Source organism: Enterobacter sp. ODB01, from assembly GCF_001623605.1.
GTDB lineage: Bacteria > Pseudomonadota > Gammaproteobacteria > Enterobacterales > Enterobacteriaceae > Enterobacter > Enterobacter kobei.
The window spans coordinates 2,464,088-2,477,619 of record NZ_CP015227.1; the positions used below are offsets into that span (position 1 = coordinate 2,464,088).

18 protein-coding genes are annotated in these 13,532 nt (G+C 51.8%); 17 read left to right on the forward strand and 1 reads right to left on the reverse strand.

Going from position 1 to position 13,532, the window contains the following annotated elements; all coding sequences use genetic code 11:
* Positions 1–247 precede the first annotated feature (247 nt).
* From A4308_RS11720 to A4308_RS11730, 3 genes are read left to right on the forward strand one after another with little or no spacing between them, the layout of a single operon-like run.
* Entirely contained in the window at positions 248–1,141 is an 894-nt protein-coding gene (locus A4308_RS11720) for a phage tail tip fiber protein (protein ID WP_231867138.1), read from the forward strand.
* Between the two features lie 10 nt (positions 1,142–1,151).
* Positions 1,152–1,379: a hypothetical protein gene (locus A4308_RS11725; protein ID WP_045133824.1), complete on the forward strand. Its 228-nt coding sequence runs from the start codon at positions 1,152–1,154 to the stop codon at positions 1,377–1,379.
* Between the two features lie 17 nt (positions 1,380–1,396).
* On the forward strand, positions 1,397–2,854 hold the full coding sequence (locus A4308_RS11730; RefSeq protein ID WP_063308531.1) for a glycosyltransferase family 2 protein: 1,458 nt from the start codon (positions 1,397–1,399) through the stop codon (positions 2,852–2,854).
* 133 nt (positions 2,855–2,987) lie between these two features.
* On the opposite strand, the gene A4308_RS11735 is transcribed toward A4308_RS11730, so the two are convergent.
* Positions 2,988–3,239, reverse strand: a complete 252-nt coding sequence (locus A4308_RS11735; protein ID WP_057992063.1) for a hypothetical protein — start codon at positions 3,237–3,239, stop codon at positions 2,988–2,990.
* 163 nt (positions 3,240–3,402) lie between these two features.
* Here A4308_RS11735 and A4308_RS11740 point away from each other — a divergent pair, with 163 nt between their 5' ends.
* The 14 genes from A4308_RS11740 to A4308_RS11805 all read left to right on the forward strand — a co-directional run bounded on the left by A4308_RS11740 (position 3,403) and on the right by A4308_RS11805 (position 13,452).
* Positions 3,403–3,993 carry a hypothetical protein gene (locus tag A4308_RS11740; protein WP_063308770.1) on the forward strand — a complete coding sequence of 197 codons (591 nt, stop codon included), beginning with the start codon at positions 3,403–3,405 and terminating at the stop codon, positions 3,991–3,993.
* Positions 3,993–4,349, forward strand: coding sequence for an HNH endonuclease (locus tag A4308_RS21835; protein WP_071890829.1), 357 nt, complete (start codon positions 3,993–3,995; stop codon positions 4,347–4,349). The genes A4308_RS11740 and A4308_RS21835 overlap by 1 nt, the downstream gene beginning before the upstream one ends.
* 820 nt (positions 4,350–5,169) lie before the next feature.
* Positions 5,170–5,643 carry a phage terminase small subunit P27 family gene (locus A4308_RS11750; protein ID WP_045332660.1) on the forward strand — a complete coding sequence of 158 codons (474 nt, stop codon included), beginning with the start codon at positions 5,170–5,172 and terminating at the stop codon, positions 5,641–5,643.
* Positions 5,643–7,379, forward strand: coding sequence for a terminase large subunit (locus A4308_RS11755; RefSeq protein WP_016063095.1), 1,737 nt, complete (start codon positions 5,643–5,645; stop codon positions 7,377–7,379). The genes A4308_RS11750 and A4308_RS11755 overlap by 1 nt, the downstream gene beginning before the upstream one ends.
* On the forward strand, positions 7,379–8,683 hold the full coding sequence (locus tag A4308_RS11760) for a phage portal protein (RefSeq protein WP_063308532.1): 1,305 nt from the start codon (positions 7,379–7,381) through the stop codon (positions 8,681–8,683). Before A4308_RS11755 ends, A4308_RS11760 begins: the two co-directional genes overlap by 1 nt.
* 13 nt (positions 8,684–8,696) lie before the next feature.
* A complete protein-coding gene (locus tag A4308_RS11765; RefSeq protein WP_047717738.1) occupies positions 8,697–9,545 on the forward strand; it encodes a head maturation protease, ClpP-related in 849 nt (282 codons plus the stop codon).
* A gap of 9 nt (positions 9,546–9,554) precedes the next feature.
* On the forward strand, positions 9,555–10,766 hold the full coding sequence (locus A4308_RS11770; RefSeq protein ID WP_063308533.1) for a phage major capsid protein: 1,212 nt from the start codon (positions 9,555–9,557) through the stop codon (positions 10,764–10,766).
* 40 nt (positions 10,767–10,806) lie between these two features.
* A complete protein-coding gene (locus A4308_RS22420; protein WP_063308534.1) occupies positions 10,807–11,103 on the forward strand; it encodes a DUF7210 family protein in 297 nt (98 codons plus the stop codon).
* Complete coding sequence (locus A4308_RS11780) at positions 11,103–11,429, forward strand: head-tail connector protein (RefSeq protein ID WP_059362068.1); 327 nt, start codon at positions 11,103–11,105, stop codon at positions 11,427–11,429. Before A4308_RS22420 ends, A4308_RS11780 begins: the two co-directional genes overlap by 1 nt.
* Entirely contained in the window at positions 11,426–11,770 is a 345-nt protein-coding gene (locus A4308_RS11785) for a phage head closure protein (protein ID WP_032665834.1), read from the forward strand. The genes A4308_RS11780 and A4308_RS11785 overlap by 4 nt, the downstream gene beginning before the upstream one ends.
* Entirely contained in the window at positions 11,751–12,134 is a 384-nt protein-coding gene (locus tag A4308_RS11790) for a hypothetical protein (protein WP_032665836.1), read from the forward strand. Before A4308_RS11785 ends, A4308_RS11790 begins: the two co-directional genes overlap by 20 nt.
* A gap of 2 nt (positions 12,135–12,136) precedes the next feature.
* The gene (locus A4308_RS11795) at positions 12,137–12,541 is read left to right on the forward strand and encodes an HK97-gp10 family putative phage morphogenesis protein (RefSeq protein ID WP_032665838.1); all 405 of its coding nucleotides are present in this window, start codon (positions 12,137–12,139) and stop codon (positions 12,539–12,541) included.
* A gap of 32 nt (positions 12,542–12,573) precedes the next feature.
* Positions 12,574–13,026 (forward strand): major tail shaft subunit, encoded by a 453-nt coding sequence (locus A4308_RS11800; protein ID WP_032104401.1) that lies wholly within the window; start codon positions 12,574–12,576, stop codon positions 13,024–13,026.
* 63 nt (positions 13,027–13,089) lie between these two features.
* Positions 13,090–13,452, forward strand: a complete 363-nt coding sequence (locus A4308_RS11805; protein WP_032665840.1) for a phage tail protein — start codon at positions 13,090–13,092, stop codon at positions 13,450–13,452.
* Positions 13,453–13,532: the final 80 nt, after the last annotated feature.

Below are 13,532 nucleotides of genomic sequence, written 5' to 3' on the forward strand. Positions count from 1 at the left end.
AGCTAAAACCATCTTAAACGTTAATTTTCCATTACGCTGACAGCCCCAATATATCCTCTTATCCTCTACGGGTGATAAATATTAACCATCCCCTATAGGGGATAAAATGATCTTTGCAGTAGCGTAACTCCTCTTTGCGCATCGCACGCGCACATCAAAGAAAGTCTTTCAGCTGTGAGCCTGGGCAAACCGTTAACTTTCGGCGGCTTTGCCGTGCGACAGGCTCACGTCTAAAAGGGTAGTAAACATGAAAAAAACTTTAAGCCTAAAAGATGCAATGCGTAGCCTTCACGTTATCGAAACCGATGAAGGAATCGAACTACAAAGCGCGGCTGGCACGGCAAAATATGATGCGTGGGGCGCACGCCGTGAGGTGAATGGTATCCCAGAGTACTTTCCCTCCTCTGTCACGGTAAATAAGCGTCCGCAAGCGCTAGTGGATGATAAAGGACCATCTGTACCTGATGACTCATGCGCACCATTGGTACGCACAATGAAGCTTCGTGTTGAGCTGGACACATCAGGCGCACAACAGGCTGTTGACGAACTGGATGACAAAATCCGTAACAGCGATGCATTCAAAGTCCTGAAAGATGGCTGGACTTTCGAAAAGAACGGGGTGCTGATTATTAATAACGGCGAGGTGTTCGTTACCGATGCGAAGATCGACGATGCCGTATTGTCTAAGAGCTACAGCGTTAAATTAAACGTCGCCGGCAAAGGCAAGCCGCACGAAGCTGGCATGACCCTCGGTGTTGAAGGTGAGAATAGCAAGGTTGAGTTTCTGGCCGATCGCTATAAGGTGCATGAAGCCGCTCAATCAGCAAGCAATAATGAAAAGACGACATTCAATGTTGGTTTGTCTTTTGGTGGCTTCCCTAGAGCAATTAGTCATGATAAGGCTAATCCCGCTGATGGTAATAATGCCACCAAAACCAGCCTCAATGATGAGATGTGCGAAGCCATTATCTCCGCCGTACGCGAAAGCGATTTGTTCGCAGCCCTCCAGGCAAAGATTGATGCGCAAACAGCTTCAGTAGTTGGCTTGCAACAGGCGATGCACGAAGCGGTGAACGACGCTCTTCGCAATGCGCTCAAGCCAGGCGGCATCCTCTGGAATACACGGTCGAGTGGACTCTGAGGGAGGATGTATGCGTATCACTGTATTGGATGACGATCCGGGGCGGAAAATTAATCTCGCTCGGGAACGATATAAAGTCTATATCAATGGCGTTGAAGTTAAGCACGTATTCACTGCTGATGATGAAAAAGGCGAGGTAATTGCCGCCGTGACCGATGAGCGCGGATACATTAAGGCGGAGTACGGCGAAGTGAAGCGACAGACGCTTTACGGGAAGGTAACCATTAAGCGTCAATAAGCCCCGATGGAGAAATTATGCAGGTCACTATTGATGGTGTCCCGTTTGTTCCTGCCTGCGCTTCAGTATCACGGATTGGCATTGCCATCACTACCCACAACCGGCCAGACGTTTTAACGCGCGCCATTGAGCAGCACATGAAGCATCTGCCAGCCGGTGCGCTGGTGGTTGTTATCGATGATGGTTCGAAACCTGCCGCTGTAGTTCCAGACGGCGTACAGAAGCTTCGCCATGAAATATCACTCGGCATTGTTGCTTCGAAGAACGCCAGCCTGTCAGCCCTGATGGATGCCGGGTGTGAGCATCTGTTTTTATGGGATGACGACGCCTGGCCGATCGCCGATAACTGGCATCTTCCCTACATCGAATCACCAGAGCCGCACCTGGCTTATCAGTTTCTGGATCTGGCCGGGCGCAATAAGCTGAACGACATGGCGGAGCTGTACCGTGATGATAAGCATGTTGCTTACACCGGTCAGCGCGGGGTGATGCTTTATTACCACCGCAGCGCCATCGAGAAGGTGGGCGGATTCGATCCGGTTTATGGTCGCGGCATGTACGAACACAGCGACCTCGCCCTGCGCATCCATAATGCTGGCCTGACGACATGGGCTTACGGTGATGTGGTCGGTTCAGAAAAGCTGATTCATTCTCTCGATGAGCATGAGGCAGTGGAGCGTTCGGTACCGAAACCAGACAGGCAGGCGCTGGTGGAACGTAACGTTAAAATTCACAACGAACGGCGTGATGCCGAGTTTACCGGTTACGTTGAATACCGCCAGCAGCGAGACGTGGTTATCACTACGCTACTGACTAGTCAGCCCGACCCGCAGCGCGGTACGAAAATGACCGCCTCTCCTGACATGCTGACCAGGTGGGCGGCATCGCTTCGGAATTGTGGACGTATTGCGCTGGTGGATGAGCTGCATACGGCACCGGCAGACGTTGAGCTGTACCGCGTCCCTGACGTGAAGATGAATGTCTACTTTCGTCGCTGGCTGCACATCTGGCAGCACCTGCACGATCACCCTGAATACCGGTTCGTCTGGTGTACTGATGGTACCGATGTCGAAATGCTTCGCGCGCCGTGGGAAGAAATGGAAGCCGGAAAGGTGTATGTCGGTTCAGAACCAAAGACCTACGCCGACACCTGGGCAAAGCAGAATCATCCAGAGCGTATCTATCAGGAGTTCATTGAAGCGCACCGAAACGATGTAATGCTTAACGCTGGCCTGCTGGGTGGCAACCGCGCTGATGTAATGTCGTTCGCTCACGGCATCATCCGTCTTTACTACCGGATCGAGAGTTATCGTTTCTGGAAGAAAGAACAGGCTGGCGCCGCGGTAGGTGACATGCTGGCGTTCGGTATCGTTGCGCAGTCATTTGCTGACAGGCTGGTCACCGGCCCTCTGGTTCACACCGTTTTCAAAACTGAGGGCATCGGCACAGAGTGCGCCTGGTGGAAACATAAATAAGTGAGGATAGTTATGAAGCAAAACAAAGATATTGATGTATCTAAAAAAAATGAACATCCGCAAAAAGCGGTCCAGGATCGGACCGCTTGCATGCAAATCTCTAAAGATGAGATTTTAATCAAAATTAACAGTGTTAATTTTGTCCGTCTGTTAAGGTTTTAATCATAAGTCCAATTTGAGCTAATACATTTTGTGTTGCTGCCTGACCTTCATTCTGAACGTATACACGGTCAATATTGGTTAAAAGTTTCTCAGCAAACCCTGGCATCTCGTCATTTAATGTTCTTGCCAAGACTGCGTAAGCAGCTTGCATAGAATATATGGCGGTTTCGTTATCGGGCAGAGGCATTGTGGTGGAAATTAATTCTTCAAACCTGTAAGTCATTTCATTCCCTTAAAAAGAGGTAATCAGCCATCCCTCTTCATTGAGTGCGCCAGTGTCCCACCACTGACGGGCTGAATGCTTACCTTAACCAGGGTTAATGCAAAGTAACACCCTGATATTCAAACAGTAGCCGCCATCGTGCGGCTTTTTTTATGGAGATTTGCTGGTGGCTGAAGAGATTAAGTTTGTGGTGGTAGGTCATCACGCCAGACGGCAGCAGGCTGAGGCGTTGGCCTCGGCTTTAGGCGCACATTTGCTGATTGATGACGGTAACCACGGTGCGAACTGGAATCATCGGCGTGCGCTTGAGTGGACAGCAGAACAAACCTGCCGGGTAGTTGTTGTTGAAGATGATGCGATGCCAGTGGACTTGTTCTTCACTTCAGTCACGAGCTGGCTTAACCGCTTCCCGGAATCGCTGGTGAGTTTTTACCTGGGCACTGGCCGACCACCACAGTATCAGATGCAGGTAGCCGAACGTCTGATTGTTGCTGACAAGACACGGTCTGACTTCATCACGCTGCCGCGCCTTATACACGGCGTGTGCTACAGCGTACCGCCTCAGCATATTGAACGAGTCCTTTCTCGATGGGACAGCAGTAAGCCAGCCGACTATGCAGTCGGGGATGCCTATGGCGGCGCGGTGGTTTATCCGTGTTACTCGCTCGTGGATCATGCTGATGGTGAGCCTGTTGAGCGTCACCCTGACTCAGCGCCACGTACAGAACGCCGCCGGGCGTGGAGGTTAGCTTGATGCCTGCGTTAATACCGAGAGCATGCCGCAAGCGTGGCTGCCCTGGCACAACCACTGATCGCTCAGGCTATTGTCCCCAGCACCTTAACGAAGGCTGGCAGCAGCATCAGCGAGGACAGAGCAGACATCAGCGAGGCTATGGCAGCAAATGGGACAGGCTGCGCCCAATCGTTCTCGACAGAGACAAATACCTTTGTCAGGAATGCCTGCGAAATGGAAGGTATACACCCGCTGAGACGGTGGACCACATCAAGCCGAAAGCTCACGGCGGTACTGACGATCTCTCTAATCTGGAATCAATTTGCCGCGGCTGCCATAAAGCCAAGACAGCACGCGAGCGCCTGAACAGAAATTAAGTAACGAGGTGAAGATGACTGAATCGAAACATGGTTCAGGGCTTCCGCACGCCCATGCTGCCTGCATAGTGGATGGATGCGAATTATCGGTACGATCCCGTAACAGCCACTACTGTGAAAAGCACTACATGCGCGTCCGGCGTCATGGAACGACAGAGAAGCTCAGCACAAGAAAGGATGGCAAGCTGGAGCACACTGGCGGATATCTGCTGGTGTATGCGCCCGATCATCCTTTGGCATGTGGGAGTCCTCGTGTTTACGAGCACCGGAAAGTCTATTACGACAAACATGGGGCTGGACCGTTCCGTTGTCACTGGTGTGCAAAAACCGTTGGCTGGGACACCCTTCACATCGACCACCTCGATGACTGTAAGACCAATAACGAGCCTGACAATCTTGTGCCAAGTTGCCCTGTGTGCAATCAGAAGCGAGGCGTAGACAAGATGAGAAGGACAATGCGAGAGAAATCCGATCGCAGATATACCGCTCATGGTAAGACGATGTGCCTTAACGAATGGGCTGATTACCTGGGGATTTCGAGAAACTCGATTGAATATCGACTGAAGGCGGGCTGGGACATCAGTAAGGTGTTCAGCCCACGGATTGGTAACAGTGGTCCCCCGAGCCGGAAACTGGCGAAAATCGTGCCTGAGTCGGTTAAATGATATCAGCTCTCATTTGCGCAGTCTGGGGGAGGGCGGGTAAAAACCTCAGGGAAATCAGCCTAAAGGACCGCCGCCTAACCTCTTTTCACATCGCCGCAGGTTAGAAAACTTTTTTATGGGGTCCCCCATTCGATGATTAATAGGAGTTTTCGATTATGTCTGGACCACCGAAAACCCCGACCCATCTACGTTTGGTGAGGGGTAACCCATCTAAACGCCCGATCAATGAGAACGAACCAAAACCCCCTTCAGGGGTACCCCCAACGCCGAAGCATTTCGACAAGCAGGGCAAATACTGGTTTAAACGGATGGCCGACGAGCTTGATGCTATCGGTGTGATGTCTCAGCTTGATGCCAGAGCCCTTGAGCTGCTGGTTGAGGCCTATACCGAATACCGGCATCACTGCGACACGCTTGAAGTTGAGGGCTACACCTACCGGACCGAAACGCAGAACGGTGATGTGCTGATCAAGGCTCATCCCGCCGCCATCATGAAAGCTGATGCCTGGAAACGTCTGCGCGCCATGCTTGGTGAGTTCGGTATGACGCCCGCCAGTCGCTCGAAAGTGAATGCAAAAGGCCCTGATGCGGTTGATCCGCTGGCCGAGTTTATGAAAGCGAGGGATTAATGGCTAAGGTTGCAGAAGGCATCCGCTACGCCGAGAGGGTAGTGGCGGGGGAAATTATTGCCTGTGAGTATGTGCGCCTTGCCTGTCAGCGTTTTCTTGACGATCTGGCACACGGCGAAGAGCGCGGTATTTTCTTCAGTGAACCGCGCGCGCAGCACATTCTGAATTTCTATAATTTTGTACCTCACGTAAAAGGCGCACTGGCAGGGCAGCCTATTGAGCTGATGGACTGGCACGTTTTCATCCTGATTAATATTTTTGGTTTCGTGATCCCGCTGGTTAACGAGGAAACGGGAGAAACCGTTTTACGTAACGACGGCAGCGGTCGTCCAGTAATGGTTCGGCGCTTCCGTACAGCAGATGTTGAGGTGGCCCGTAAAAATGCCAAATCAACGCTTTGCTCCGGCGTGGGGCTTTATATGGCTGGTGCCGACGGCGAGGGCGGTGCGGAGGTTTATTCCGCTGCAACCACCCGTGACCAGGCACGAATTGTTTTTGAAGACGCGAAGAATATGGTCAAGAAGGCGAAAGCCACGCTTGGGCGGATCTTCGAATTCAACAAGCTCGCTATTTACCAGGAGCAAACGGCCTCTAAGTTCGAGCCATTGTCATCAGATGCGAACAACCTCGATGGTCTGAACATCCACTGCGCTATCGTCGACGAGCTGCATGCTCACAAAACCCGTGACGTCTGGGACGTTCTGGAGACGGCAACCGGCGCACGTCTGCAATCGCTGCTTTTCGGTATCACCACCGCCGGTTTCAACAAAGAGGGCATCTGCTACGAATTGCGTGATTACGCCATCAAGGTGCTGCGTGGGCTGGTAAAAGACGATACGTTTTTTGCCATTATCTACACCTTAGATGAAGGTGACGATCCCTTTGATGAAAAAGTCTGGCAGAAGGCGAATCCGGGGCTGGGTATCTGTAAGCGCTGGGATGACCTGCGCCGCCTGGCTAAAAAAGCGAAAGAGCAGGTTTCGGCCAGAATTAACTTTTTCACCAAGCACATGAATATCTGGGTTACCGCTGAGTCAGCCTGGATGGACATGATGAAATGGGAGAAATGCGAGTTTATCGCCCCGCAGCACGAACTTAAAACCTATCCTTCCTGGGTGGGCGTTGACCTGTCAAACAAAATTGATATCTGTGCGGCCGCGAAAGTCTGGCGGGCGCCAGATGGCCACGTTCATGCGGATTTCAAATTCTGGCTACCGGAAGGACGCCTTGAGAAATGTTCACGCCAGATGGCAGAGCTCTATCGTAAGTGGGCCGGGATGGACAAGCTGATCCTTACCGACGGTGATGTAATCGACCATGCTCAGATTAAGGAAGAGCTACAGCTGTGGGTTGCTGGCGAGAGCCTGAAAGAAATTGGCTTCGACCCGTGGAGTGCGACGCAGTTCAGCCTTGCGCTGGCAGAAGAAGGGTTGCCGCTGGTGGAAGTGCCGCAGACGGTTCGCAATTTCTCTGAGGCGATGAAAGAGGTCGAAGCGCTGGTATACGGTGGCCGCTTCCATCACAGCGATCACCCGGTGATGAACTGGATGATGTCCAACGTAACCGTCAAACCTGACCGGAACGAGAACATTTTCCCGAATAAGTCCACACCAGAGGCCAAAATTGATGGCCCTGCGGCTTTGTTCACAGCAATGAGCCGCGTTCTGGTTAACGGTGGCAACGACCAGCAGGATCTCTCCGGATTCTTCAATAATCCCATCATGGTAGGTTTCTGATGAAAAAAAACAAACGGCCAGGCAGGGTTAAAAGTGCTCTGCTTAACTGGCTTGGTGTGCCTATCAGCCTGACTACCGGCACATTCTGGGAGGAATGGTTTGGTACCAGCAGCAGCGGAAAGGTGGTAACGGCCGATAAAGCCATCCAGCTATCGGCTGTGTGGGCATGTGTAAGACTGTTAAGCGAGTCTATTTCAACCCTTCCGCTGAAAATATACGTTCGACAGCCTGACGGTTCGCGTAAAGCGGCAACCGATCATCCGGCCTATTCGATACTGTGCCGCCGACCCAATTCAGAAATGACACCATCACGCTTTATGTTGATGGTGGTCGCCAGTATTTGCCTGCGCGGGAACGCCTTCATTGAGAAGAAATTCATCGCAAACCGCCTGGTTTCGCTGGTGCCTTTGCTGCCGCAGAACATGGTGGTTAAACGTCTCACGACCGGGGCGCTGGAATACAAATACACTGAAAACGGTAACGAGCGCGTCATTCCCGTCAAAAACATCATGCATATTCGCGGGTTCGGTCTGGATGGCGTTTGCGGCATGATGCCGATGAAGACTGGACGGGATGTGATCGGTTCTGCGATGGCGGTAGAAGAGTCTGCGGCAAAAATATTCGAGCAAGGGTTACAGAGTTCTGGCTTCCTGACAGCGGAGCAAGCATTAAACGATGAGCAGAGGGAAAGGCTCCGGAAATACATGGCAAAGTTCACCGGTTCAAAGAATGCCGGAAAAATAATGGTGCTGGAGGGAGGGCTCAAGTACCAGGGCGTTACCATGAATCCTGAAGACGCCCAGATGCTGGAAAGCCGCTCATTCAGTATTGAGGAAATCTGCCGCTGGTTTCGGGTGCCTCCTTTCATGGTTGGCCACACCACGAAACAAAGCAGTTGGGCATCTAGCCTTGAGGGCATGAACCTGCAGTTCCTGACTCATACTCTTCGACCGCTGCTGGTGAATATTGAGCAGGAAATTGGCCGGTGTTTACTCGACAGCGATGATGAAGTGTTTGCAGAGTTCTCTGTTGAAGGTCTACTGCGAGCCGATAGTGCAGGTCGCGCGGCATACTATACCAGCGCGCTTCAGAATGGCTGGATGTCCCGTAATGACGTTCGTCGTCTTGAGAACATGCCACCGATTGAAGGGGGCGACATTTACACGGTTCAGCTCAACCTGACGCAACTGAAAAACCTTGAAAGCAACAACCCTGCTGTTCAGGCCCTCGCCCTGCGAGAGCTGCATAACCACGTATTCCCTGACATTTCCTTTGAACAATCTCCGCTGAAACAGGCCGCTTAGGAGCACTTTCCTGATGAGCAAAAAACAACTTCCGGTAGCACCGGCGGGTCGCCCCTGCGCGCGCGTTACCTGTGAAACATTACCGTCCGCACTGGACCGCTGGGACGGCGGAATCAAAGCGGCGGCCACCGACGATAACAGCATTTCTGTTTTTGATGTTATCGGGCAGGACTACTGGGGCGAAGGGGTAACAGCTAAACGTATTGCCGGTGCGCTTCGGGCAATGAACGGTGCCGACGTCACGGTGAATATCAACTCGCCGGGCGGCGACATGTTCGAGGGGCTGGCTATTTATAACCTGCTCCGCGAATACGAAGGCCGTGTAACGGTGAAGGTGCTGGGCATTGCCGCCAGCGCCGCCTCAGTCATTGCGATGGCCGGGGATGATATTCAGATCGGTCGTGGTGCCTTCCTGATGATCCACAACTGCTGGGTCTACGCGATGGGTAACCGCCATGACTTTGCGGAACTGGCACAGTCTCTGGAGCCATTCGATAACGCTATGGCAGACATCTACGCGGCGCGTTCCGGCCTTGATATGGCAGCTGTTCAGAAACTGATGGATGCCGAGAGTTATATCGGTGGCAGTGACGCTGTGGCGAAGGGACTGGCAGACAGCCTTCTTTCTGCTGATGCGGTCAGCGATGGCGATGAATCACCCGCGGCCGCGCTTCGAAAACTTGATGCGCTGCTGGCTAAAACCAACACCCCGCGCTCTGAGCGCAGAAAACTCATTAAAGCCTTATCCGGTGGCATGCCTGGCGCTGTCACCACCAACGACGGTACGCCGGGCGCTGCCGAAGATATCAAACCTGAAACCCTCAATTCACTTGAAAGCGCTCTTGCGGCGTTAGTCAAATAAGGACCCTTTATGTCTGAAGTAAACGAAATTCTGAAAAAAGTCACTGCCAGCATTGAAGATGCAACCAGCAAATTCAACGCGAAAGCAGAAGAGGCACTGACCGAAGCGAAAAAGAATGGTCAGCTCTCAGCTCAGACCAAAGATGTTGTAGATAAAATGGCGACAGAGCTCAATGCTCTTAAGGAAGCTGAAAAAACCCTTAAGGCCAGCCTTGGTGAGCTGGAACAGCATGTTGCCCAAATGCCATTGAACAACGCTGCTAAAGTTACCGAAACTGTTGGACAGGTGGTGATTAATAGCGAGGCGTTGAAGGCCTTTGCCGCGAGCGTTGAAGGCAATAAGCGCGTAAGCGTCCCAGTTCACGCGGCCTTGCTTTCTACAGATGTTGCAGATGGCGTGGTTGAACCACAGCGACTGCCTGGCATCGACACTGCACCAAAACAGCGTCTCTTCATTCGTGATCTGATTGCGCCTGGACGCACATCTTCACCGGCTATTTTCTGGGTGCAGCAAACGGGCTTTACCAATGCAGCGAAAGTCGTTGCAGAGGGGACTGCCAAACCTTACAGCAATATTGAATTCGCGACTAAAATCACGCCGGTGACAACCATCGCGCACATGTTTAAGGCATCCAAGCAGATCCTTGACGATTTCGCTCAACTCCAGTCTACGGTTGACGCTGAGATGCGTTACGGCCTGAAATATGTTGAGGAACAGGAAATCTTGTTCGGCGACGGAACTGGTGTGCACCTGCACGGCATCGTTCCTCAGGCCTCAGCATTCGACCCGGCATTTTATGTTGAGAGCCAGAACGGGATTGATGATCTGCGCCTGGCAATGCTTCAGGCTCAACTGGCTCGTTTCCCTGCATCTGGCCACGTTCTGCACTTCATCGACTGGGCGAAAATTGAGCTCACGAAAGACAGTCTGGGCCGCTATATCCTGGCTAACCCGGCATCTCTGACTGGCCCTACGCTTTGGGGGCTTCCGGTGGTAGCAACTGAGGCAGCAGCTTTCCAGGGCAAATTCCTGACAGGCGCATTCAATGCCGCAGCTCAACTGTTCGATCGTGAAGATGCCAACGTGGTTATCTCCACCGAAAACGCCGACGACTTCGAGAAAAACATGATCTCCATTCGCTGCGAAGAACGTCTGGCGCTGGCTGTGAAACGCCCTGAGGCGTTCGTGTACGGTTCATTCAGCACCGGTTCCGGTAGCTAATAAACACTGCGGCCTTCGGGCCGCTTTTACAGGTGGGAAAATGAAACTGATTGCACTCAAACCGATTTATTTCGGCGGTACCGTCGTTACTGAAGGGCTTCCGCTGGAAACTCTGGAACAGCACGGGCGTGAACTCATTAAAAAAGGTTATGCGATGCTCGATGAATCAGATAATCCTGCAGAGCAGGAACAGCAGCAGGAACAGCAGCAGGAACAGCAGCAGGAACAGCAGCAGGAACAGCAGCAGGAACAGCAGCAGGAACAGCAGCAGGAACAGCAGCAGGAACAGCAGCAGGAACAGCCGGAAGTAAAAGTGGAAAAGAAGGCGAAAAAATAATGGTCGATCTTGATGTGGTGAAACAGCACTGCCGCATTGATACCGATTTTTCCGGAGACGATGCCCTGCTGACTTTATACACCGGTGCGGCTGCGCGTTACGTCCAGACATGGACAAGGCGAACGCTCTATGAAAATCAAAGTTCCCCTGGCTACGCAGACGACCCGGACCCGATTCTACTGAATGATGATGTTAAAGCGGCCATGTTACTGCTGATAGGTCACTGGTACGCGAATCGTGAATCTGTGGTTATCGGTGAGACAGTGGCTCAGGTTCCCTTCGCCGTAGAAGCTCTTCTTCAGCCTTACAGGATTTATGGCCTATGAGTTCTTTACGTGCTGGCGAGCTTAACAAACGCATCAGATTAGAGAAACTGGAAATTCAGCGAGGGCCGCTTGGCGAACCTCTCCCGTCAATCGCGGTGGTGGTTGCGACTGTATGGGCAAAGGCTGAAAACGTATCCAATCGAAAAATCCGCACAATCGACCAGCAGCAAGTAGTTGAAACCTGGCTATTCACGATCCGGGTTCGTCCAGACATTCAGGCTGACTGGAAAATAACGTGGAATGAAGAGGTCTTCACCGTACGCGCTGTTGACCGTAGCAATCCTGATCGATGTGTAATTACGGCTGAAAGGGATATACGACATGATAGAACAGGCAATTAAAACTTCGCTTGAACGTCTGTCCGGAATGGCTGTTTATCCTCTCCTGCTGCCAGACAACGAGCAAAACGGCATTACTTTTCAGCTGATTTCAGATCCGGATATCGAAAACGGCATGGTGCGCACAGGACTGATAGCTGGCCGCTTTCAAATCTCTATGTACAAAGTGGGTGATTACACCGGGCTGGTAAAACTGGATAAAGCTATCTGGACTCACTGGAAAGGCATTATCCACGGAGAGCTTGAAGGTTATCCGGTTCAATATGTTCAGCGTGGAAATATTCTGCAGGACAAGGTGACCCTTACCAGCAACCAAGTTCAGTACAGGCTCATCCGCGATTACGTACTTTATTTTTATGAGGAGTAATCATGATCCGCATGGAGGTGAAAGGGCTTCATGAACTCGAACGTCAACTCCTTGCCCTTGGTGAAAAGGTTGGTACGCAGGTTTTGCGGGATGCCGGGAAAGCGGCTCTTGAGCCTGTTCTTGAGGATATGAAAGCGCATGCTGGTTATGACGAATCAGCAAAAGATGAGCACATGCGCGATTCAATAAAAATCCGCTCATCTTCTTCGAAAGCTAAAGGCAATGCGGTTGTTTATCTTCGTGTTGGCCCGAGCAAAAAACACTTCATCAAAGCGCTGGCGCAGGAGATGGGGACCGTTAAGCAGGTCGCCAACCCCTTCATTCGTCCAGCGCTGGATTATCAGAAAGCGAAAGTTCTACGCATCCTTGCGATAGAAATACGCGACCGCATTGAAAACCATCGGTAGCGCTCGCTGCCACCTTCAAAGAGAGAGAAATTATGGCTGACAAAACTTCGCCAGAGTACGCGATGCTGCCTGCTGGCACCGTCGTTATGTGGGGCGCCGCGGGCAGCGACGTAGCAACAATGAAACCCCTCATCAACTGTAAAGCACTGGGTGCTACAGGTCAGACGGGCAGCTTTGTAGACTGCACTACGCTGATTGATACCAGCAAACAGTTTATTTCTGACCTGCCTGAAGGCCCGGAAAAATCGCTGGGCTTTATCGACGATCCAGCCAATCAGGACTTTGCCGATTTCCTCAACGCAGCAGAAAACCGAGAAACCGTACAGTTTTACGTTGAACTGCCAAACGGACGAACAGCGAATATGATCCTGGCGCTGTCCGGCTGGCAGATGAATGAAATCACCGCCCCGGCAAGTGAAGTCATTCAGATTACCGTTCAGGGAAAACAGAACAACATCACCTGGGGTACTGCAGCGGGCAGCTGATTACCAAAATTTTTATTGGCCGCCTTCTGGCGGCTTTTTATTATCTAACTCTCAGGAAAAACTATGTCTACTATCGATGTTTCTGCACTGAAATCAGCTCTTCTGAAGCCTAAAAGCGCCGTTGTTACCACAGAAATTTTTGGGACCACCGTTCATCTTCGCCGAATGACTGCTGGCGAACTTATCGATCATGAAGAAGCGCTGCGTGACAGTCAGATCGCTGAAGATGCCCGCAAAGCTTCAGAGCTCAGCGTACAGCTGATTGTCGACTGCCTCGTTCAGCCTGACGGCAGCCTTATCGCAACTGAAGACAAACCAACTGCAGCAGAGCTGCTGCAAGCGCACGACAACGTGGCGCTGCTGGACGCAATTGCCACCGTTAAAAAGCATGCTCTGGGCAAGCTTGAGGATGCGGAAAAAAACTAACCAACTCGCCCTGGCTTGAGCTGATTTTCTGGCTGGCTGACCGCTGGGGCGAGCCCGATCCGTCAAAGATAGCTTCACTC

Bases quoted from the DNA above. Each gene is read 5' to 3' on its own strand.
- A4308_RS11760 (WP_063308532.1), top strand. From the start codon at position 7,379: ATGAAAAAAAACAAACGGCCAGGCAGGGTTAAAAGTGCTCTGCTTAAC.
- A4308_RS11730 (WP_063308531.1), top strand. From the start codon at position 1,397: ATGCAGGTCACTATTGATGGTGTCCCGTTTGTTCCTGCCTGCGCTTCA.
- A4308_RS21835 (WP_071890829.1), top strand. From the start codon at position 3,993: ATGCCTGCGTTAATACCGAGAGCATGCCGCAAGCGTGGCTGCCCTGGC.
- A4308_RS11765 (WP_047717738.1), top strand. From the start codon at position 8,697: ATGAGCAAAAAACAACTTCCGGTAGCACCGGCGGGTCGCCCCTGCGCG.
- A4308_RS11750 (WP_045332660.1), top strand. From the start codon at position 5,170: ATGTCTGGACCACCGAAAACCCCGACCCATCTACGTTTGGTGAGGGGT.
- A4308_RS11795 (WP_032665838.1), top strand. From the start codon at position 12,137: ATGATCCGCATGGAGGTGAAAGGGCTTCATGAACTCGAACGTCAACTC.
- A4308_RS11725 (WP_045133824.1), top strand. From the start codon at position 1,152: ATGCGTATCACTGTATTGGATGACGATCCGGGGCGGAAAATTAATCTC.
- A4308_RS11770 (WP_063308533.1), top strand. From the start codon at position 9,555: ATGTCTGAAGTAAACGAAATTCTGAAAAAAGTCACTGCCAGCATTGAA.
- A4308_RS11780 (WP_059362068.1), top strand. From the start codon at position 11,103: ATGGTCGATCTTGATGTGGTGAAACAGCACTGCCGCATTGATACCGAT.
- A4308_RS11790 (WP_032665836.1), top strand. From the start codon at position 11,751: ATGATAGAACAGGCAATTAAAACTTCGCTTGAACGTCTGTCCGGAATG.
- A4308_RS11735 (WP_057992063.1), bottom strand. From the start codon at position 3,239: ATGACTTACAGGTTTGAAGAATTAATTTCCACCACAATGCCTCTGCCC.
- A4308_RS11805 (WP_032665840.1), top strand. From the start codon at position 13,090: ATGTCTACTATCGATGTTTCTGCACTGAAATCAGCTCTTCTGAAGCCT.
- A4308_RS22420 (WP_063308534.1), top strand. From the start codon at position 10,807: ATGAAACTGATTGCACTCAAACCGATTTATTTCGGCGGTACCGTCGTT.
- A4308_RS11755 (WP_016063095.1), top strand. From the start codon at position 5,643: ATGGCTAAGGTTGCAGAAGGCATCCGCTACGCCGAGAGGGTAGTGGCG.
- A4308_RS11720 (WP_231867138.1), top strand. From the start codon at position 248: ATGAAAAAAACTTTAAGCCTAAAAGATGCAATGCGTAGCCTTCACGTT.
- A4308_RS11785 (WP_032665834.1), top strand. From the start codon at position 11,426: ATGAGTTCTTTACGTGCTGGCGAGCTTAACAAACGCATCAGATTAGAG.
- A4308_RS11800 (WP_032104401.1), top strand. From the start codon at position 12,574: ATGGCTGACAAAACTTCGCCAGAGTACGCGATGCTGCCTGCTGGCACC.